Here is a 21,602-nt window from a genome sequence, read left to right on the forward strand (position 1 = left end):
TCCAGAAAAAGTGAATAGGATATAACAAAGTGACCATAAGGAGGTGTTAACATGTTGCATCCCGGAAGGCCACAGCCTCCATTGCCGCCACATCGACAGCCCCGCCGGCCAATGCAAACACCGACTCAATTCTCTAACAAGCATAAGCTGGTAAATCAATTCCGCGATTCTGAGGGGAATTTGGATATAGATAAAATTACTGCTACCGCGCAACAAGTTGGTCAGTTATACGAACAGGTCAGTCCATTGATATCAAAATTAAAGAAACGACCATGGTTCTAACCGAGCAGAATCAGCGGACAACATTTTTTTCAAATAGTTGTCAACACTCGGTATTCATGTTACGTTTAATTGACAGAATAGAAAAAATATAACGTACGTGCTATGAATATTTGAAAAAAATCCAGAAGGTGATGGAGATGGGGGAGACAAATCACAACGACTGGCAGGTTGTCCGCTTTGACGGGAATGAGCCGTCTTCAATGAATGATGAAATTGCTGCTGAATTTCCGTTGACAATAATGGTAAATGATGCCGAATTTGCAACCATGGTATGTTCACCGATAAACTTGGAGGAACTGGTAATTGGCTTCCTTGCGTCAGAAGGGGTCATTCGATTTTATAGCGATATTAAAACGATTCTTCTCGATGAAACGAAAGGATTCGCTTACATTGAGCTTTATAAAAATATTGATACCTCTCAACAGTATTCAAAGCGATTTATCGGTTCCTGCTGTGGTAAAAGCCGTCAATTTTATTTTAAAAGCGATGTTCAGACAGCCAAAACGATTTACAGCAAACTTTCGGTATCCGTTGAGGCGTGCTACGCCCTAATGAACGAACTGCAAGCAGCTTCTGCTCAGTTCTTGCGGACCGGGGGTGTGCATAATGCTGCTTTGGCAACGCCTGAAAAGATGCTTGCGCTTCGTACGGATATTGGACGGCATAACGCACTAGATAAATTATATGGACACATTATGAAAAATCATACCCAGAAGAAAGATAAATTAATCGTGTTCAGTGGCCGTGTGTCATCTGAGGTGTTATTGAAAGTGACAAAAATCGGAGCTGGCATTCTTCTTTCCAAGTCGGCCCCGACAGACCTGGCACTTGAATTGGCAGATGATTTAGGTGTAACGGTAATCGGCTTTGCAAGGGAAGGGAAGCTGAACGTGTATACACACCCCGGCAGAATTGCAGAAGTGAATTCTTTAATGGAAAAACAATAATCGATTGAAAAGCCGGGACTCTGTGTATGTCATGAGATTCGGCTTTTTGTCTGATCAATCTAATGCTGAATATAAGTTTGCCGCTGACAAAAAAAGGATACAGTATCAACACGAGACATGAGCATACTAACAGTAAACGCTATATTGGAGGGTCTCCTCAATGTCAAAAAAGCAAAATAAGGTTAACAAAGAAGACAGCAGAAATATTGCCGAAAGAAATTATGAGCCTGAGAATTACAGCGGCAATACACAGTTTGACAAAGGCATGGCGGAAACACATGAACAAGTCTCGGATGATTATCATGAAGGCACGATTGACCGGAAATTAAAAGAATAGTTGTAAGGTGTAAAAAGGGAGCCTGCATTTAGCGGGCTCCCTTTATCATGTTTAATGTGGCTTATTGATTATTATTTTGCTGTTGCTGTGCCTGTGCAGCTTGTTGCTGCGCCTGCTGCAGCTGTTGTTGCGCTTGCTGAATTTGCTGGTTTTGTTGGGCAGCAGCGCCTGCCTGTTGCTGTGCGTTCTGCAGTTGCTGCTCGGCTTGCTGAACCTGCTGTTGCGCTTGCTGCAGCTGTTGCGGGTCTGCACTTGCCTGAGCCTGCTGTACCGCTTGCTGAGCCTGTTGTGCCTGTTGCACTGCTTGTTGCAGTTGTTGTTGCTGTTGGTTCTGTTGTGCCATTCCAAATAACCTCCAGTTAAAATATTGAGCTGCGTAACGCTCCGTCTTTATCATGCAACATGAAACGAAAAAATATGCACGTGATTTGAAACTTTTTACCATTTTTTTAGTCTGGAACGGCTACACCCGGTCATTTAATATTTGCAGATATCAGACGAATATTTCATTCATTTTATATCATACTAGGGTTACGATATTTGCCAATTTCAAGAGGTTGTTCCTATGACAAAAAAAGCGTCACAAAAAAAAGCAGAGCGTGATTTTGACAGATTATTAAAGAAGCTGAAAACAAAAGATGGCTTCATGCATTATCAGCATGACCATCCTCAGGGCACGATGCATTTGGGCTATTTAAAAACCGCTGTGGACCCTGAAAAGCTTGAAAAATACATTCTGCCCCGCATGCAGGAATACATATACAACGATTTAAGCGAGTTAAATCAATTTATTCCTTTTACAAAAACTGAATTAACAAATGATTCAAGCCAGATCCAGGAAAAGCTTGTCAATGGCTTTGTGTTTATTTACATGGCGAATACACGACCTTCATTTTTACTTATTCCGCTGCCGCTGGATGAAAAACGGCAAGTGGCAATTCCGGAGATCGAGTTCAGTGTGGTTGGTCCGAAAGAAGCGTTTGTTGAAGATATCGACACCAATTTGAATCTTATTCGCAAACGACTGACAATTCCCGAGTTGCATGTCAGAAAATTAAAAGTCGGAACGATCACAAAGACTGAAGTTGCGGTTCTATCGATTGATGGTATCTCGGACGAGGAGAACGTTAATACGGCCATTCAGCGAATTGAAGGCGTCGATATCGACCAGGTAATTGACAGTTCGTATATTCAGCAAACGATTGCCGATAACAAAAACTCGCCTTTCCCGCAGCTGTTGGACACAGAAAGACCGGACAGAATTGCAGCTGTTTTAGCGGAAGGGAAAATAGCTATCGTGGTGGATGGCTCACCGCATGTCTTAATTGGTCCGACCACATTGATTGAGTTTTTTTCCGCATTCGAGGATTATTTTTTAAATTGGATGACAGCATCAGCCTTTCGAATGATTCGAATCGTTGCCGTCTTTTTCTCAATTTTGATTACACCAATGTATGTAGCAGTATTGACACACCATTTTGAAATTGTACCGCAAGCACTGCTCACGACCCTTATCAATTCCAGGGCGCAGGTGCCGTTTCCGCCAATTATGGAAGCTATCCTGCTGGAATTTACGATTGAACTTCTACGGGAGGCCGGTGCCAGACTGCCGACAAAGATTGGTCAGACGATTGGTATTGTCGGTGGTATAGTTGTTGGCACAGCTGCTGTTGATGCCGGAATGACGAGTAATGTGCTATTGATTTTGATCGCTTTGGCAGCGTTGGGATCGTTTACAACGCCCGTGTATAAAATGGGCAATACAATCAGGCTTATCCGCTTTCCGCTTCTACTTATTTCTCATGTTTATGGCATGATTGGTCTTGCGGTAGCAATTGCGTTCATTATGGTTCATCTGCTGCGGCTGACTTCACTGGGGAGACCGTTTTTTGAACCGATCTATCCATTCAGGCCTGCTGATTTCAAAGATGCACTCATTCGACTGCCGTTTGATAAGCAAAAAAAACGTCCGTTCCAGGTGCGTCCGGATAAAGTTAACCGTCCCGTTGGGAAAGATCACACTAAATAGAGGGATATCTATGCTTTCACTAAAAGACAAAGTAACAGGGCTTATGGTTTTTTTTCTCATTACCGCTTCCCAAGTAGGTGTCGGGGTGCTTGGATTTCAAAGTATCATTAATAAGTATGCCGGAAATGATGCGTGGCTATCTGTAATTGTTGCCGGACTTATGGTCAATGTCCTCATATGGGTGATGTATCGGATGCTGAAAAACGATGAAACCGGGGATATTATTTCCATTCACAATGTTACGTATGGCAATTGGTTGGGAGCTTTTTTTACGATTCTTTTTGTCCTGTATTTGGTTCTATTAGCCATAGTTGTACTGCAAACGTACGCTGAGATTATTCAGGTATGGATGTTTCCGCACTTAAACATCTGGGCGTTTCTATTGCTGTTGCTGCCGCTGATTTACTATACGATTTCTGACCAATTCCGGATTGTTGTCGGGGTGTGTTTTTTGGGTGTCGTTTATCCGGCCAGTTTAATTTTTACGATGATCTTCCCGCTGCAATATGCTGATATGAACCATATAATGCCGGTTATGGACCACACACTCATAGAAATTGTGCAGTCCTCGAAACTGGCTATTTTTAGTTTTATGGGCTTTTCGACGCTCTTGGTCTACTATCCATTTATACGGGAAGCCGACAAATCACAAAAATATGCCCACTATGGCAATTTTTACACGACGATTCTTTACGTACTTCTATGTGTAGTAACATTTCTTTATTACAATCAGTCGGAATTGACCGATGTTATATGGCCGACGTTAGGTCTGTGGAAAATTATTGAATTGCCGTTTATGGAACGTTTTGAATATTTTGGTATCGCGACATTATTTTTTAGCACATTACCGAATGTCGTGCTTTACCTCTGGGCAGCTACCCGTGTGGTTCACCGTACCTTTGGTTTTGCGCATAAACGGATTGCTCTAATTTTGCTTGGCATTGTATTTATAGTCAGCTTTTTTATAGAGGGGCGAGAAGAAATTAATTTTTTAAATGATACCGCCGCACAAATCGGGTTTGTCTTTTTATTCATCTATATTCCATTGTTGTTTGTGTTGAATTACATAAAGCGGAAGGTGCAGAAAAAATGAATCTTAAGTACATTGTTGCTTTCGGGTTGGTTATTACCAGCTTACTGATAAATGTCAGCATGCCATCGAAAGTGATCGATAAAATAAATATGATTACAGTCTCCGGCTACGATAAGGCTGAACAGAATCGGATTAAAGAGACGGTTGTGGCTCCCACCTACCTGGAGCAGGGCACCGTGGAAGATCATGTTTACACGACCAGTGCTGATACGGTGTATGGGAATCGTGTAAAATTAAATTCCAAAGCAAGCGAGCAATTACTTAATGGCAAGTTAAGAGTTGCATTTTATAGTGAAGAGCTGGCGAAACAAGGTCTCAAAACGCCTATCGAATTTCTGACCAGAGATACATCAATTGACAGTAACTTATTTCTGGCCATAACAAAGGTGCCAGCAGTCGAATTAATCAATACGGTAAAAACAAAGAAGGGAAAAGGAGTCTATTTTGAGGACTTATTTGAGCACAATATTATACACGGAAATCTGCCGGATGTGTCGTTAAAAACATTTGAGGATAGCTTGAAAGGTGAAACGAGTGATCCTTTCCTGCCGATGTTCGGGATTGAAGGAGAAACTGCCAAGCTGGAGTCACTTGCATTCTTCAAAGATGATCGGCTGGTCGATACATTACCAATTACACAGGCGGATGTCTTTAAAATGTTATATGAAAATGTTGGTGACGGAACGTATCAGTATAAAAGCGATGATTATAATATCTCGGTGGAAAATATGGAATCCACGAGGAAGATAACAGCTGAGAAAAAAAACGGTTCACCTGAAATGACACTGGATGTCCGGATGACCGGTGTCGTCAGGGAATATACTGGAGAACAGGTTATGGACCAGAAAAGCAAAATTGAGACAGATATTGCTCAGGATTTCACCGAAAAAGCCAACCGTATCATAAAAAGCTTCCAGGAGTTGAATATAGACCCGCTTAAACTCGAAGATTTTTTTAAGAGTAAGCACAGGAGCTATAATCAAGACCAATTTAAAGAAGATTATTCCGACATGACCATCAAAGTGAAAGCGGATATGCGTCTGACAGGAACGGGAACCAGACGTTAAATGCCAGGCAAAAAAATCATATTAGTTCATCAATCGATGAATAGGCCTTGTCAAATCCTAAATGAACGACTTCCCACAAGTAAAATGAAGCAATCGTCAAGTGTGGTGTCCAGATGGGCTTTTTATCAATCAGAATTTGCCGGCGTTCGGACTTTTCTACTTGGTACAGCCATTTCGCCCCGCGCTGAATGCCGATATCATCGACAGCGAGTACGTTCATTCTGCCGAGCGAAAAGATTAAAAACATTTCAGCCGTCCATTTCCCGATTCCTTTAATTTGTGTCAGCTCTTTAATGGCCTCGGTGTTAGTCAGATCGTTTATGCGGGTAAAGTCTAATGAACCGTCATTTGCTTTTGCCGTTAAATCGCGGAGATACTGAATCTTTTGCCTTGAAAAGCCGATTGAACGCAACTGTTCATCCGTGACAGTCATGATAGAATCGGACTTTATCCGATTATCCAGCAGCTCTTCCAAACGGCTGAAAATGGTACTCGCTGCCTGCACCGATATTTGCTGGCCGACAATGGCACGCACAAGGGATTTAAAATATTCCGGTCTGGTACTGACTGTGATGTCCCCGACAATATTTATCAGTTTTTTCATTTGGCTGTCAGCTGTACTGAGTTCCTGTGCAGCACGGTCCTGCTTTTTAATGGTAAATGTTTTCATAAGTCACCTCAGCTACCTTCTTTGTTTTTCAACAAAAAGCGTTAAGATTGTTTGAAATTCTAGCTTAAATAAGATAGGTTTGATATGATGTTTATGGTATGAATTATCTACTATTTTAACAGAAAGACTGTAATCAAACAGGAAAGGTGGATCTGTCTATGAGTAAACCAAAAATAGTCGTTCTTGGCGCCGGTTACGCCGGGATGATGACAACGAAACGATTAGCACAAAAATTAAGCCCTGAAGAGGCTGAGATTGTGCTCGTTAATAAGCATAACTATCACTATCAGACAACATGGCTTCATGAGGTAGCGGCAGGTACAAGAAACCAGAACCAGGCTCGCATGATGATCAGTGACGTTATTAGCCCGAGCCGTGTTAATCTGATCTACGATGAAGTCGTAGAAGTGAAAAAAGATGACAATCGTGTCGTGTTGAAAAATAGTGAAATTACATACGATTATCTTGTGATTTCGCTTGGGTTTGAGACCAACACATTCGGCATCAAAGGAATGGAAAAGAATGCATTTTCCATTACAGATATCGATTCAAGCCGCATGATTCGGGAGCATATCGAGTATCAATTTGCCAAATACAGCTCAGCTTCCAATCCAAAAGATGAAGATTTGGCAATTCTTGTTGGCGGCGGAGGTTTCACAGGCATCGAATTTGTCGGGGAGCTGGCTGAAAAAGTGCCGGAACTGTGCAAAAAATATGATATCGACCGCAGCAAGGTCCGTATCGTGAATGTTGAAGCAATGCCGCGCATATTGCCTGGATTTAATGAAGATCTCGTCGAATATGCTAAAAAATCATTGTCAGAGCGCGGTGTGGAATTCAGAGAAGGCGGCAAAATTTCCGAGTGCAAGAAAAATAGCTTTGTTATCGGAGAAGGCGACGATATGGAAGAGATCAAAGCCGGCACAATCGTCTGGACAGGCGGTGTGACAGGCAGCTCAGTTCTTTCCAAATCCGGGTTTGAAATTACAAAAGGCAAAGTGACCGTTGATGGTGACTTGCGTGCGCCAGGCGAAGACAATATCTTCATTATCGGTGACTGTGCATGGGTTATGAATGAAGAAGAAGGTAAACCATTCCCACCAACAGCACAGGCAGCTATGCAGCATGCTGATACATGTGCCGGTAACTTAAAAGCACTGCTGCGTCATGAACCATTGAGCAAATTTGTATTTGATGATAAAGGTACTGTGGCCTCGCTCGGCGAATCAGACGCTATGGGTACGGTATTTGACGGCAATCTGCTTTATGGCAAGCCGGCAGTTTCAATGAAAAAAGTAATTGACAACCGCTATCTGTTCTTGCTTGGCGGACCGAAACTTATCCTGAAAAAAGGCAAACTGCGCATGATTTAATGCACGTGATTTAATAACTGAGGAGGGACTCGTTTATGAAAAACGGAACTTTATATGTCATTTTAGCTGCACTGGCAGCAATTGCAGGTTACACGGTGGCAACACGTGCCCTCGAAGATACAAGGGACTTCCGTTAAATAAAACTCAAACTCGCACTATAACAACCACCTTGCAATCAAGCGGGTGGTTGTTTATTTGTGAATATGTGATATTTATCACTGGCCGTATAGTGAAAAACAGATATAGTGGCAGGAGAAGGAGGTTTTTTTATGGGCATTGAATTATTTATATTGCTTGCAGTTCTTTTTATTGCGGCAATTATTGGTACGTTTATTGCATTTAAACAGGAAGAAAACAAAATGAAAAAGTATGAAGAAGAAGGGGATACGGTAGAAGATCAGTTAAGACGCTCCCATGAATATGAATCCTCGTCGTTAAAATCAAACATTCCGCTGCAGCTGATTATCTACAGTGTAACAATCGTGATATCTCTAATCGTTTTTGCAATATACTTATTCTAAGTATTTCTGGAATTTACAGTGTAAGCACTCATGTTTTTATCCTCATATCAAATACTAAAGGACAGGAGGTGGTCAATTGATAACCATTATCTTGTCTTTTTTATTATCATCAGTGCCCATGACCGTTACCGATGAGGGGCAGGTCGTTGATGAGCTGATTAAAGAGGATTTTTCCCTGCAGTTTTCAGATGAACTGCTGATTGATGACGCGAAGCTGAATTTACAAATGGACATCATTAATGAAAAAGTGAAAAAGAAACCCGTGGATGCGGCCTTGGATGAGAACGATGACATCATAAAAGAAAAGCCCGGCAGAGCATTGGATCGTGTTAAATTCCGCAAAGCTTTTTACGATTATTTTCACAATAGTACGTCTTCGTCTATAATTACATTGCCTGTGAAAAAGGTCTATCCCCGGGTCGACAGTGAACTTCTTGCAGAAATTCGTGAATATGAAATCGGCCGTTATGTGACAAGGTTTAAAACCAATAATAAAGAGCGGTCACGCAATATCGAACTGGCGGCGGAAGCAATTGATAATCATGTAGTTTTTCCAAATGAACGATTTTCGTTTAATGAAGTTGTTGGTGAAAGGACAGAAAATAAAGGCTATAAACGAGCGCCGGTGATTGTTAAAGGGGAGCTGTCCGAGGATATTGGCGGAGGGATATGCCAGGTTTCATCAACACTTTACAATGCAGTTGATTTAAAAGGTATCGAGATAACTGACCGTTATTCGCATAGCCGAAGTGTCCCTTACGTTCCGCCGGGCCGTGACGCTGCAGTAAGCTGGAATGGCCCGGATTTGGCCTTTACAAATGTGTTTAAGCATCCAATTTTAATACGCGCTACGGCGGATAAGGGAAAAATGCAGATACGGATTCTTTCATCTGAACAGCGGTGAAAAACTTGTATAAGGCGGTTAACGCACAGATTGTTGTTAACTGCCTCGAATTGGATGTAAACTGCGAACCAGTGACAACATTGATTTCCGCTGCGGGCAGTCGCTTTTCGCAACCCCCCTCGTGAACCTCTGTTTACGGCAAGATGTTTCTGCTCTCCAGCACATGTTTCTGTTTTCCGGCACATGTTTCTGCTTTCGGGCACATATTTCTGCTTTCCGGCACATGTTTCTATTTTCGGGCACATACTTCTGTTTTCGGGCACATATTTCTGCTTTTGGGCACATACTTCTGTTTTCCGGCACATGTTTTTGCTTTCGGGCACATGTTTACTTTTTTCCAGGAAGCAGTCTGTCTTTTCAAGCGTGTGATCACTAGATACGTCGCAGTTTATGGGAATTACGATATCTCACACGAAGAAAAAGGGTTTTGGAGGACGTGGCGAACTTAGCCTTTGTTCCACTATATTCTGTGGAAAAAGCCCCCTGTGGAATGTAGTTTCGCTTTTCCCCGCATATAAAGATCAGTAACTTGCCAAAGAACGGCAAGCAACTGATCCTAAATGCCCGATTCTGCTCAACTAACATTCAACAAGGAAAGAACACCTTGTTGAATGTAGTTTCGCTTTTCCACTCATGTAAGGGACAATAACCCGCCGAAAAAACGGCGGCTAATTGTCCCTAAATGCCCGATTCTGCTCAACTAGCATTCAGCGAAATGAAAACCGATTTCGCTGAATGCAGTTTCGCTTTATTTTACGTTGTTTTTTGGTTAGAATTTATGGGGGGAGGGATTTGGCTATGGATATATTGAATTTGAATGAGCATTTTCGGGATAACATGTCCTCTGAATATAGAGCAGAGCTTGAGGAGTTGCTTGAAGAGTTTAAACGCGGTCATTATCCGAACGTATTATCAAAATCGGCTGATTTGCGGTTGAAGGGAGATCTGGATCGTGAGCTTCGTGATAAGCTGCGGATGGTGGAGGCGATCAGCCATTCGGAAATTGGTGAAGTAAAAGCTTCGTCTGACATCATATCCGAGCTTTACCATGATTCAACGATTGAATGGATGCTGCTTGGTGAGTTGGCGTTTATGTGCGATTTTAAACTTGCAAGACGTATATTGAGTTCGGCTGTCAAGGAAATGGAAGAAAGCGGTGAAATGGACCGGATTAAATTGGCACGCGGTTATCTTGTCCTTGCAGAAGCTGAGGAGAATCTGGAAAAATACGTTCGTGCTATTAAATATTTTAAAAAAGGTCTAACATATTTCCAGGATAACGAAGCACCGGATCAATATATGATATTATATCTCCATTTCAAAATCGGAATGATGTATTCCATGAAAAATGAAGCCGACGAATCGCTTCATTATTTAAATAAAGTAATCGAATTAGCCGGTGACTCGAATGAGGAACTTAAAATTAACAGTTTGGTGACAATAGCCAAAACATTTGGCAGCAAAAATGAGAATGAGAAAGCCTACCCATATTTACAGGAAGCGCTTGGCTTGCTTGAGGGGTCTTCTTTGGAGAATAAGCTTTCGCATGCTGAGGCATTAACTGAAATGGCCTTCTATTACTTTGATCAGTCCAAGCTGGCTGAGGCTGTGCCGTATTATGAAAACGCGGTTAACGTATATAAACGTCTCTCACACGTGTCGCATCGAAAGGTGGGCATGGTTTATATGCAATACGCCTACTGTCTCGAAAATATGGAGCAGCCGAATCTAAGAGAGGCTGGAAAAAGCTATGAAAAAGCCATCGGGAAGCTTGAGCTCACAAAAGACGGCGAATTATTGGAAAATGCGCTTGCGGATGTAATTGCATTTTTTGATAAAACCAATGATCAGAAAACAAAACGAAAATATGAAAATAAATTTGTTGAGCTTACAAACGCAAAAAATGCAACTTGACAGGCTATTGAGTGCTACGTATCATATTAACTGATAATGATAATCTTTATCATTGAGTGTCTTTACCGCCCGAATTCAATTGAAGAACCGATTACATACAAACGGTCAGACACAACCAGGGCAACTGTAAGGATACAAGATGATAATTAGACAGAGGAGCGAATTATATGAAAAAAATGCTCGTTGTATTATTGGCTATGCTGCTGTTAATTCTGGCGGCTTGCAGTGGCAATGACGGCAGTAATGAAGAAAGCAATGAGGAAAGTGCAGACGAATCAACTGAAAGCGAGCGGACGATTACAATAGAGGATGCGATGGGGGAGCAGACAATCGAGGGGACACCTGAAAATATCGTGGCACTCGAGTGGTCCTACGCAGAAAACCTCCTTGCACTTGGAATCCAGCCCGCGGGTGTTGCTGATCTGGACGGGTTTAATCAATGGGTGAACATTAGTAAGGATTTTGACGAAAGCGTTGAGGATGTTGGTACACGTCAGGAACCCAATCTGGAAGCAATCAGGCGTCAGGATCCGGATTTAATTATCGCGGTTAAGTTCCGTCACGAGCAATATTTGGATCAGCTGAGAGACATTGCGCCTGTTGTAACATTCGCGCCTTATGGTGAAGAAGCTGTACAGGATCACTATCAGAACATGATTAATGAAATGGAAACACTCGCTGAAATCGTTGATAAACAGGAAGCGGCTGAACAGGCTGTTGCTGAGTTGGATTCATTTATCGAGGACCAAAAGCAACGGATTAAAGAGGCGGGGCTGGAAGGATCTCAATTTTTAGCCACACAGGCATTTACGGCTCAAAACACCCCTACTTTAAGGTTATTTACCGGTAATTCTATGGTAGGGAAGATTATGAATAAGCTTGGGTTTGAAAATGTATATGAGACCGAAGAACCGGAAGTGTACGGTTATTCCGAAGTAACATTAGAGGCACTCCAAAATTTCCAGGATAATGAGGAGTTGCAATTCCTGTATATTGTTCAGGAAGATGATAATATTTTTGAGAGCGATTATGAAGGAAACCCTGCATGGGAGAATTTGAGTTTTGTACAAAACGGCAATACACATCAGCTGCCCGGTGACACATGGACATTCGGAGGTGTGCTGTCAAATCAAGTACTCACAAAGCAGCTGGTTGATGCCATGGTAAATGAGTGATAGTGATGACGAGCAGTCTGCGAAAAGTAATTGTTGCGGTTCTTACCTTTGGAGGTGGAACCGCGCTTTTGTTAATTTTAACATTTATACATATTAATCAAGGCAGTGTGTCCATTTCCGTCGGGACGATTATCGACGCCATCTTTGCGCCGGAAGATAAACTTGAACATCATACGGTCAGAGTATTGCGGATGCCGCGGGCTGTAATGGGAATCCTTGCTGGTGGAGCGCTGGCAGTGGCAGGGGTTGTTTTACAGACGGTAACAAAAAACCCGCTGTCATCTGCAAGTACGCTGGGTATTCATTCCGGAACCTATTTTGCTGTTGTGTTCAGCACGGTATTTTTCCCGGCTGCATTGATTGGAAATGGCATTATTGTTGCTTTTATCGGCGGTATTATAACCTTTTTGATTGTATTTACTTTGTCGGGGGGCAGCAGTGCCTCACCTGTGCGCATGGTTCTTGCCGGAATGATTGTAACTTTTTTATTTTCATCTTTAACAAGTGTTTTGCAGATATTTTATGAAAATGAGACCGCAGGCTTATTTTTGTGGGGCTCAGGCACGCTTGTTCAAAATGATTGGAGCGGTGTTCAATTTTCGTTGCCAATAGTAGCGCTCGGGCTTTTGGTTATTGCATTTATGGCATTTAAAATGGACACACTGACGTTGGGAGATGAAGTGGCAACAGCACTCGGGCAGAATGTAGCAGTGGTTAAATTTGTCTCTATTATTGCAGCAGTTCTGTTGACGTCCGTGACAGTCAGTGTGGTAGGGCCAATCGGCTTTGTCGGGCTTGTGGCTCCTCATATTATCAAACTGATTGGTTATCGGAAACATTGGCCGCTGATAATCGCGTCGTTTATTTGGGGAGGCAATGTTCTATTATTCGCTGACGTGCTCGCACGGATTATCGATCCTTCCTTCTCCGAACTGCCAGTCGGCGCAATAACAGCGCTTATAGGTGCACCGTGGCTTATTTACCTTGTATTGCGAATGAAACAAAATAAATACGGTGATGAAAACACCTCCGTTATCGCTGGAAAAACTTCTGTGAACTGGCCGATGATAAAAGTTATCCCGGTCCTGCTCGGAACGATTTTGGTGACTTTATTTGTCAGCTTGGCTTCTGGAAATTACGGGTTTGAACCTGTTCTATTTTGGAATGCATTTTTTGGCGATACAGATGAATTTATGCTTGGACTTATTACTGATTTAAGGCTGCCACGGGCGTTGGTTGCGCTCATAAGCGGGATGGTTCTCGCGGTCAGTGGACTGGTTTTTCAGGGAGTACTGCGTAATCCGCTGGCTGACCCATCAGTGATCGGCATCACATCGGGCGCCGGGGTTGGTGCGCTTTTAACGATGTATGTATTTGGTGTGGCAGCTGTCTGGATCCCCGTGGGTGCTATTATCGGGGCGTGCTTGTTTTTTATATTTGTCATGCTTATGGCGATCCGTGCAAAATTTCAGCCGACCATCTTGGCGCTGTTGGGCATCGGTGTTTCGGCATTTGGTCAGGCGATTATTCAAATATTGGTTGTTCAGGCTGATATGAATGTTGCTTCAGCACTTACTTGGCTCTCAGGCACTACGTATGCTAAAGGCTGGTCGGAACTAGTCAATTATCTGATAGGACCGGTCGTTATATTGCTGCCATTATTAATTTTGCGGATTCGTGACCTTGACATATTGGCATTGGGCGATGACACAGCACAAGGGCTCGGTTTAAAAGTTATGTCAGTGAGGTTTCAACTGGCACTATTGGCCACATTGCTGGCAGCATTCAGTGTGGCAGCCGTCGGGACAATTGGTTTTGTTGGTCTAATAGCACCGCATTTATCCCGCTTGCTTGTTGGCCCTTCGAATCAAAAGCTTCTCCCGGTCACAATGCTTACCGGAGGGACGTTGCTGGTTGTTGCTGATGTTCTCAGCAGAACGCTTTTGGCACCAAACGAAATTCCATCCGGCATACTGGTCGCGATTATTGGTGCACCATATTTTCTATGGCTTATGCGAAAACGTGCATAAGGTAAAGGAAAGTAGCTACGACATAACTGTTGATTTCAATAAAAAGACGAACGATTATTAGGAAGGGATGCGGGTTACACCGCTCCGGAAATATGCTTCGCTTTCCGCGGGCGGCTGGTGAGCCAACTCGTGCCAAGGCACTTCGTTGTCTCACCTATGCCTCTTCTCCCGCTGGAGTCTACGCATATTTCCTCCGCTACCTAAGCAATCGTTCGTCTTTTCGTTATTTTTAAACCTTTTGTTTCAGCCTCTTGCTGTTACATTAAGCTTTTTCTTTTTCTTGTCTTTCTTTAATCCAGTTAATCAGGCCGCCGCTGATAATGATGTCACGCTGACGGTCGGACAGGTTGTGTTCTGCAGTAATCTCTTCGCCGCTTCCTGATAATGTTACTTTAATCGTGTCATTGTTTTTAACCTGGCTGCGGAGATCGTCGAATTGAAGCTCATTCTCTTTATCGAGCTTCTCATAATCTTCTTCGTTGACAAACTTAAGCGGAAGCACACCAAAGTTAACCAGGTTCTGCCAGTGAATGCGGGCAAAGTCCTTTACAAGTACAACCCTTAAGCCGAGGTATCTTGGTGCCAATGCAGCATGTTCGCGGCTTGAGCCTTGGCCATAGTTATAACCGCCGACGATGGCGTGACCTGATTTCTCTTTGGAAACATTAGCTCGGTCGACATAAGTCGGATCAACATCTTCATAGGTGAACTTGCTGATCTCCGGTAAGTTACTGCGGTATGGCAGCACCCGTGCACCACCAGCTAGAATTTCATCAGTGGAAATATTATCGCCAACTTTCAAGAGCACCGGAACGTTGAGTTCATCCGGTAATGCGTCCATCGCCGGAATCGAAGCAATATTTGGCCCTTTTACAAGTTCTTGTTTTTGTGCTTCTTCAGGTGGAAGTGGCTCTTCAAGTAATTGATCATCCACGTTCGGCTGGGTTGGTCCCGTGACTTTCGGATAAGGGAAGTCCATCGTCCGGGGATCTACAATCTCTCCTTTTAAGGCAGATGCTGCTGCTGTCTCAGGACTTGATAAATACACACTGTCTTCTTTCGTACCAGACCGGCCAGGAAAGTTACGTGGTGTCGTCCGAAGACTGTTCCGGCCGGTAGCTGGCGCCTGTCCCATTCCGATGCAGCCATTACAGCCGGCTTGATGCAGTCTGGCACCTGATTGCAGGAGACTTGCTATATGCATTTCTTTTACGAGATTTGTCAGCATTTGACGGGATGTCGGGTTAATATCAAATGATACGCCATTGGCAGTAGTGCGGTCTTTTACAATTTCAGCTGCTACAGCGAAATCACGATATCCCGGATTTGCTGAAGAGCCGATATAAGATTGATAGATTGGTGTGCCTGCAAGTTCTCTGGCTGGTACAACATTTCCCGGGCTCGACGGTTTAGCTACTAATGGTTCCAGTTCGGAAAGATTTATTTCTTCATGCAAGTCATATACAGCGTCATTGTCTGCGGTTATTTCAACCCAGTCATCCTCACGATTCTGTTGTTTCAAAAATTGCTTGACTTCATTGTCAGAAGGGAAGACGGTGGCAGTTGCACCAAGCTCAGCTCCCATATTGGCAATAACGTGCCGATCCATTGCTGTAAGGTCATCAAGACCGGGACCGTAGTATTCGATGATTTTGCCAACGCCGCCTTTAACACCATGGCGTTTGAGCATTTCAAGAATAACGTCTTTTGCGCTTACCCAGTCGGGCAGTTCGCCGGTTAATTTGACACCCATCACTTCCGGCATATTGATGTATATTGGTTCGCCTGTAATTGCCATTGCAACGTCGATGCCACCAGCGCCCATTGCAAGCATCCCCATGCAGCCATTGGCACACGTATGACTGTCGGAACCAAGCAGTGTTTTTCCCGGAACAGCCAAGCGCTGCATGTGTACAGGATGGCTTACACCATTGCCAGGTCTGGAATAATAAAGTCCAAAACGATGCGCTGCACTTTCGAGAAACAGATGGTCGTCGGGGTTCTTATTGTCTTCCTGAATCAGGTTATGGTCCACATACTGGGCGGAAACTTCCGTTTTTGCATAATCCAGCCCCATTGCTTCGAGCTCGAGCATTACCATCGTACCTGTTGCATCTTGGGTCAGTGTTTGGTCAATACTGAGTCCGATTTCTTTACCAGGTTCCATTTCACCTGATACAAGATGCTCCTTAATCAGTTTTTGTGTCACATTCAAAGCCAATGTATATAGCCTCCTTCTGGAAATATGTCTATAACACCCCATTCCTCAAATAGAAAGGTTTCAAACAAGTTTTCGATGTAAATAAAAAAATGCCACCTCAATGGGTGACATTTTCTAAAGGTTATTATTCGGCTTTTTGCGCTTCGATTTCAAAATTGATTGTTACTTCTTCGCCGACAAGAACGCCGCCTGTTTCCAGTGCCGCATTCCATGTCAGACCGAAGTCTTTACGGTTGATTTTTGTGCTGCCGCTGAAGCCGGCTGCAATGTTGCCGCTCATAGGGTCTTTGCTTTGACCTTCAAAAACGACATCAAATGTTACTGGTTTTGTTGTGCCTTTAAGTGTCAGGTCACCTGTAACATCGTAGTTGTTGTCGGATTTTTTCTTGACATCGTTTGCGACGAATGTAGCTTTCGGATGATTTTCTACATCGAAGAAATCTCCTGAACGCAAATGATCATCACGGTCATTATTTTTTGTATCAATGCTTGAGACGTCGATTGTCGCCTCTACATTTGAATCTTCAAGGTTTTCAGGGTCTACTTCGATAACAGCGTCAAAGTCGTTAAAATGACCTTTCGCTTTTGAAATCATCATATGTTTTACTGAAAATCCAATTTCGCTGTGTACTGTGTCAACATTAAATTTTTCTCTTGCCATTAATAATCCCTCCATTGGTTACTTTCTGTAACTAAGTGTATAATAATAAATTGATAGTGTCAAGTAACGTGAACAAATTTATTTTGAATTCAATATAAATTGTTAGTGGGTGTGATGCTAAAGCCCTTTTTGGACGTAGCTTCAGTTTTCTAATTCACCATTGATGTAAACTGCGAACCAGTGAAAATTCTCCCTTCTGTTTTTCGTTGAGTTTTAAAACCGCTCCGGCAATATACTTCGCTTTCCATGGGCACGGCCTCGGGCCAACACGATGTTGGTCACAAAGGCGTTGCCACAGGACGTGGCGTTCTTAGCCTTTGAACCATACCGCTTTCTTGCGGGGTCTTCGGACACGTGCTGTTCCCATAGGAGTCTACGCATATTGCCTGCCCTAAAAAGTGCTCACTGAATATTCGTTGGCAGTATTGAATAAACAACCTCAGCGAAGGAAATACACGGAGACTTCTGCGGGTCGGCTAAGATCGGTCACGTCCTGTGACCAACGCCGACACTAGAACATCCTGTTCGTCGAAGCAAAGGCATAGGTGAGTCAGCGAAGTGCCTTCGCACAAAGCAAGACTTCACCCGAGTATGCTTCGACCTGCGAGGAGTGCTGCATCACAGAAAAACTTGCAACACGACGAGCACCAAGTGTATTTCCGAAGCGGCGGAACACGCACTAACTCAAATTTAAAAGTAGTTCGCAGTTTATGGATTATGTCTCACAAAACACTATTCCACGTATGGGCTAAGAAAAAACAAGCCTTCGCTATGCGTGGTTTTCGTGCTATACTATTGGTAGAATTTGAGGGGGTTCAGCATGAGCGAGTTAAGCATCATTCCGTGCGGACGGAAGAAAATTTGGGACAAAAACCCGGAGGCCGGTCGAGTCGCTGCAAAGGAAGCTTATATCGGAACGTTGCACAAACGAACACGGGAATATGCACAACAGTTTACAGATCAGTGGGTTATCTTGTCTGCCAAGCATGGCTTTCTTTTCGCAGATGATGAGGTAGACGGTCAGTATGATGTTACATTCGGCCAGGAAAACACGGAAATTATTACAAACGAAATACTGATTCGCCAGGCAAAGGACATGCAGCTTGATCAGTTCGATCGACTGGTGGTTTTGACAGGGAAAAAATATAAACCGATTATTAATGCGGTATTTCCGGATGAAATGCCTAAAACGTACCCTTTGTCGCAATTTGGCGGTATCGGCTATATATTGCAGGCACTAAAAAATTCAACAAATACACATCAGCCCATACACAAATAAAACAGGAGAAGATACGATGACACGACCATTGCTTATAACACTCATCCTGATCGCGTATATCATATATGTCGGTTTTAAACATAAAGAGACGTGGAAGAAGCTATCCATTTTACAAATTGCTGGTGTACTGGTTACATTTGTCGGTATTATCAGCATTTCAGGCGTTATTCTTTTTTATGGCAGTCGTTTTATAACTGACGCAATACCAGGTGATATCATCGGTTTTATTATTCAGTTTCTCGGAATCGTTGTAATTATAGTAGCGGCAGCAGTCAGTTTTGCTGCAATAGCGGGTAAAATCACAAACGGTGTTATCCCAATAACACGACGCGGTCAAAATAGTAGGTAAGAGCAGTTAGAATGATAGGATTGAAAACGGTTCATATACGCGTTATAATATAGTTACCAAAAAAAGCATAGTTTAAAAGTCTGCAGGGGGAGCCGTTTGGCTGAGAGTGAACAGGTGTCTGTTCTGACCCTTCGAACCTGTTAGTTAATTCTAGCGCAGGAATGGTGGCTTTTTTGATGGAACAGAAAGTAATGTGAGCGGAGTTCCCCATCAGGAAGCTTCCCCTTGGCATTGCTTTTTTTGTGTGCAATTTTAGCAGGTGGTTTCATTCCACCGGCAAAGGGGAGGAAAATTTTATGCGTTCAAACCGTACGTTATTTTTAATTGAGGTTGCGATTTTTACAGCGCTGGCGCTAATGCTTGATATCATTCCGTTTCTGTCAATAAAGCTTTGGGCACAAGGCGGTTCAGTTTCTCTGTCGATGATTCCGGTGTTCATTGTGGCGTTTCGCTGGGGGTTGAAGGGCGGCCTTTTATCTGGGTTCCTATGGGGGGTTTTGCAAGTGGCAGTCGGCACAGGCTATGTGCTGCACCCGATTCAGGGGTTTATTGATTATGCACTGGCCTTCACCGTGATCGGATTTGCCGGCGTTTTTGCCAAGCAAATTCAGGAGGCCGTTAAGTCAGGGGAGACAAAAACTTATCTCACCTATATAACGTTAGGTGTGATACTGGGCAGCATGCTGCGATTCGCGGCCCATTTTGCAGCCGGTGTGGTTTTCTTTGAATCTGCTGTTGAAGGGCAGTCCGTCTGGATTTATTCATTACTCTACAATGTTTCTTATATCATTCCATCGCTCATCATTAGCGCTGTTGTGGTATTTCTTTTATTCCACAAGCAGCCAAAGACGTTAGTGCAAACAGCTTAATGTATTAATATCCGCTCACAAAAAGTGGCCTTATTATTCTGCTAAGGGCCACTTTTTAGGTATACTGGGGCCAAAGGAGGGAAATCGTATGAAAGAATTCATCGGTGAATGCCAGAGGTGCGGGAAGCATGTCTATTGTGAAAACGGGTTCTTTGACGGTGTTCATGAAAATGGTGAACTTCTGTGCAATGACTGTGCTGGTGGGTAAATTCCCGAAGTTCACAGTGAAAATCCCGAAGTACACAGTCAAGCTCCCGAAGCTCACAGTGAAAACCCCGAAATTCACAATTAATTCCCCGAAGTTCACAATTCAATAGACGAAGTTCGCTTCACAATCACCGCTTCCTTTCTACGTGCATAGGCTATAGCACAGTTTGGAAAGGAAGTGTCTGAAAATGTCTGGAGTGGAAATAACGCTTTCGCACTGGCTGTACGGCATCTTTACATTAACAATCATTATAACGATGATTTTTCGTAAAGGTGTTGTTCTGCCGACATTACTGGGGACATTTGTCGTTGCTTGGGTGTTTCAGGGCAGTATTGTTGACGCTTTTACGGCGATCTTTAATGCCAACCTGGTTGCTGCTAAAGAACTTTTTAATATCTTTTTGATCATTACGTTTATGATCGCCTTACTGCATTCACTGCGGGATTTGGGTGCAGATAAACGCATGATTACACCGATTCAGAAATTAATGGTCAATGGGCATGTTTCGTTTTTTGTTTTAATAGCGGTCACTTATGTCATATCGCTATTCTTTTGGCCGACGCCGGCAGTGCCATTAATATGTGCCCTGCTTGTCCCGGCAGCCATTAGATCAGGACTCCCGGCCATGACGGCCGCAGTTGCGGTGGCATTGGCAGGGCAGGGGATGGCGTTGTCTTCTGACTACATTGTGCAAGTCGCACCAAATCTGTCGGCGACTTCAGCAGGGATTGACACAGCCATCGTCGCAGATAAAGCTATTGTTTTATCGCTGATAGCCGGCGGTGTTGCAATTGGGGCAGCATATTTGCTTTATCGGAAAAATATTCGGTCAAAAGACAGTGAATTGAATGAGATTGAATTGGACCAGATGCAAATGGAAAGTGATTCCGAAAATAAAGCCCAGTCAGTTCATTTAAACACATGGAGTAAAGTTTTTGCAGTACTGGTCCCGGTATCGCTTTTAGCTGTCGTTGTTTATATGATGTTCACCAAGCTTAACTCAGGAAGGATGACCGGGTTCGAAGGTGGAGATGGTGCAGCGTTTGTCGGTGGGGTTGCTGTTATATTACTGTTGTTATCTACGGTAGCATTTGGACGCCAAAAATCCTTGGATTACATTACGAACCACATTACAGAAGGATTTGTATTTGCGTTTAAAGCAATGGGGCCGGTTATCCCGATTGCAGGGTTCTTTTTCATGGGCAGCTCAGAGTTTTCAGGAAGCATTCTGGGCATTGACGAAAATATACCCGCATTCCTCTTTGATCTCGTTGAAGCCTCCCAGGGTTATTTGCCGGAGAGTGCACTGCTCACAGTTTTCAGCATTCTTGTTATCGGTATAATAACCGGACTCGACGGCTCGGGTTTCTCGGGCCTGCCGCTGACAGGTGCTCTTGCCGCATCACTGGAGAGCGCATCGGTTGATGCAGGAACGCTCGCTGCCATTGGACAGATGGGATCGATCTGGACAGGAGGCGGAACGATTGTCGCATGGTCCTCATTAATTGCGATTGCCGGTTTTTGTGGCGTCTCTGTTATGGAACTGGTCAGAAAAAACTTTCTGCCCGTAATGCTTGGGTTGTTCATTTCTGCCATCCTGGCGTTGGTGATCTTTTAGTCATTTTATTAAAAAATGTTATAACTTTATGATAAACGGTTATACATCATATGTG

At 43.4% G+C, this 21,602-nt stretch carries 20 protein-coding genes and 1 riboswitch; of the genes, 17 read left to right on the forward strand and 3 right to left on the reverse strand.

Going from position 1 to position 21,602, the window contains the following annotated elements; genetic code table 11:
* Window positions 1–51: 51 nt before the first annotated feature.
* The 7 genes from BMZ22_RS17455 to BMZ22_RS02045 all read left to right on the forward strand — a co-directional run bounded on the left by BMZ22_RS17455 (window position 52) and on the right by BMZ22_RS02045 (window position 5,755).
* Entirely contained in the window at window positions 52–282 is a 231-nt protein-coding gene (locus BMZ22_RS17455; protein WP_090080515.1) for a YppG family protein, read from the forward strand.
* A gap of 137 nt (window positions 283–419) precedes the next feature.
* The gene (gene fdhD / locus BMZ22_RS02020; protein ID WP_090080517.1) at window positions 420–1,229 is read left to right on the forward strand and encodes a formate dehydrogenase accessory sulfurtransferase FdhD; all 810 of its coding nucleotides are present in this window, start codon (window positions 420–422) and stop codon (window positions 1,227–1,229) included.
* Window positions 1,230–1,389: 160 nt separating this feature from the next.
* Window positions 1,390–1,566 carry a YozQ family protein gene (locus BMZ22_RS02025; protein WP_090080519.1) on the forward strand — a complete coding sequence of 59 codons (177 nt, stop codon included), beginning with the start codon at window positions 1,390–1,392 and terminating at the stop codon, window positions 1,564–1,566.
* Between the two features lie 54 nt (window positions 1,567–1,620).
* A complete protein-coding gene (locus BMZ22_RS17070; protein WP_218144014.1) occupies window positions 1,621–1,929 on the forward strand; it encodes a hypothetical protein in 309 nt (102 codons plus the stop codon).
* A 202-nt stretch (window positions 1,930–2,131) separates the two neighbouring features.
* Window positions 2,132–3,595 carry a spore germination protein gene (locus tag BMZ22_RS02035; protein ID WP_090080523.1) on the forward strand — a complete coding sequence of 488 codons (1,464 nt, stop codon included), beginning with the start codon at window positions 2,132–2,134 and terminating at the stop codon, window positions 3,593–3,595.
* A 10-nt stretch (window positions 3,596–3,605) separates the two neighbouring features.
* A complete protein-coding gene (locus BMZ22_RS02040) occupies window positions 3,606–4,688 on the forward strand; it encodes a GerAB/ArcD/ProY family transporter (protein ID WP_177183327.1) in 1,083 nt (360 codons plus the stop codon).
* Window positions 4,685–5,755, forward strand: a complete 1,071-nt coding sequence (locus tag BMZ22_RS02045) for a Ger(x)C family spore germination protein (RefSeq protein ID WP_090080528.1) — start codon at window positions 4,685–4,687, stop codon at window positions 5,753–5,755. The genes BMZ22_RS02040 and BMZ22_RS02045 overlap by 4 nt, the downstream gene beginning before the upstream one ends.
* 16 nt (window positions 5,756–5,771) lie before the next feature.
* Here BMZ22_RS02045 and BMZ22_RS02050 read toward each other — a convergent pair whose 3' ends face one another.
* Complete coding sequence (locus tag BMZ22_RS02050) at window positions 5,772–6,425, reverse strand: DNA-3-methyladenine glycosylase family protein (protein WP_090080529.1); 654 nt, start codon at window positions 6,423–6,425, stop codon at window positions 5,772–5,774.
* A 158-nt stretch (window positions 6,426–6,583) separates the two neighbouring features.
* On the opposite strand from BMZ22_RS02050, the gene BMZ22_RS02055 reads away from it, so the two are divergent.
* From BMZ22_RS02055 to BMZ22_RS02080, 6 genes are all read left to right on the forward strand, one after another.
* Window positions 6,584–7,798, forward strand: coding sequence for an NAD(P)/FAD-dependent oxidoreductase (locus BMZ22_RS02055; protein ID WP_090080531.1), 1,215 nt, complete (start codon window positions 6,584–6,586; stop codon window positions 7,796–7,798).
* Window positions 7,799–8,067: 269 nt separating this feature from the next.
* A complete protein-coding gene (locus BMZ22_RS02060) occupies window positions 8,068–8,319 on the forward strand; it encodes a hypothetical protein (protein WP_090080533.1) in 252 nt (83 codons plus the stop codon).
* Window positions 8,320–8,395: 76 nt separating this feature from the next.
* Complete coding sequence (locus tag BMZ22_RS02065; protein ID WP_090080535.1) at window positions 8,396–9,223, forward strand: VanW family protein; 828 nt, start codon at window positions 8,396–8,398, stop codon at window positions 9,221–9,223.
* 798 nt (window positions 9,224–10,021) lie between these two features.
* Window positions 10,022–11,137: a tetratricopeptide repeat protein gene (locus BMZ22_RS02070; RefSeq protein ID WP_090080537.1), complete on the forward strand. Its 1,116-nt coding sequence runs from the start codon at window positions 10,022–10,024 to the stop codon at window positions 11,135–11,137.
* 167 nt (window positions 11,138–11,304) lie between these two features.
* On the forward strand, window positions 11,305–12,312 hold the full coding sequence (locus BMZ22_RS02075) for an ABC transporter substrate-binding protein (RefSeq protein WP_090080539.1): 1,008 nt from the start codon (window positions 11,305–11,307) through the stop codon (window positions 12,310–12,312).
* 5 nt (window positions 12,313–12,317) lie between these two features.
* The gene (locus tag BMZ22_RS02080; protein ID WP_090080541.1) at window positions 12,318–14,342 is read left to right on the forward strand and encodes an iron ABC transporter permease; all 2,025 of its coding nucleotides are present in this window, start codon (window positions 12,318–12,320) and stop codon (window positions 14,340–14,342) included.
* Between the two features lie 262 nt (window positions 14,343–14,604).
* Here the strand turns inward: BMZ22_RS02080 and BMZ22_RS02085 are convergent, their stop codons facing one another.
* Both BMZ22_RS02085 and BMZ22_RS02090 read right to left on the reverse strand, forming a co-directional pair.
* Entirely contained in the window at window positions 14,605–16,563 is a 1,959-nt protein-coding gene (locus BMZ22_RS02085; RefSeq protein ID WP_090080544.1) for an aconitate hydratase, read from the reverse strand.
* Window positions 16,564–16,687: 124 nt separating this feature from the next.
* Entirely contained in the window at window positions 16,688–17,224 is a 537-nt protein-coding gene (locus BMZ22_RS02090; protein WP_090080546.1) for a YceI family protein, read from the reverse strand.
* A gap of 820 nt (window positions 17,225–18,044) precedes the next feature.
* Here BMZ22_RS02090 and BMZ22_RS02095 point away from each other — a divergent pair.
* From BMZ22_RS02095 to BMZ22_RS02110, 4 genes are all read left to right on the forward strand, one after another.
* Window positions 18,045–18,503, forward strand: a complete 459-nt coding sequence (locus BMZ22_RS02095; RefSeq protein WP_090080549.1) for a DUF6884 domain-containing protein — start codon at window positions 18,045–18,047, stop codon at window positions 18,501–18,503.
* A 16-nt stretch (window positions 18,504–18,519) separates the two neighbouring features.
* A complete protein-coding gene (locus BMZ22_RS02100) occupies window positions 18,520–18,852 on the forward strand; it encodes a hypothetical protein (protein ID WP_090080551.1) in 333 nt (110 codons plus the stop codon).
* A 75-nt stretch (window positions 18,853–18,927) separates the two neighbouring features.
* Window positions 18,928–19,031, forward strand: a riboswitch (TPP riboswitch).
* 117 nt (window positions 19,032–19,148) lie between these two features.
* Complete coding sequence (gene thiT / locus BMZ22_RS02105; protein ID WP_090080553.1) at window positions 19,149–19,721, forward strand: energy-coupled thiamine transporter ThiT; 573 nt, start codon at window positions 19,149–19,151, stop codon at window positions 19,719–19,721.
* Between the two features lie 404 nt (window positions 19,722–20,125).
* Window positions 20,126–21,547 (forward strand): hypothetical protein, encoded by a 1,422-nt coding sequence (locus BMZ22_RS02110; protein WP_090080631.1) that lies wholly within the window; start codon window positions 20,126–20,128, stop codon window positions 21,545–21,547.
* Window positions 21,548–21,602 lie beyond the last annotated feature (55 nt).

It is taken from the genome of Lentibacillus persicus (assembly GCF_900112705.1).
In the GTDB taxonomy this organism is placed as follows: domain Bacteria; phylum Bacillota; class Bacilli; order Bacillales; family Amphibacillaceae; genus Lentibacillus; species Lentibacillus persicus.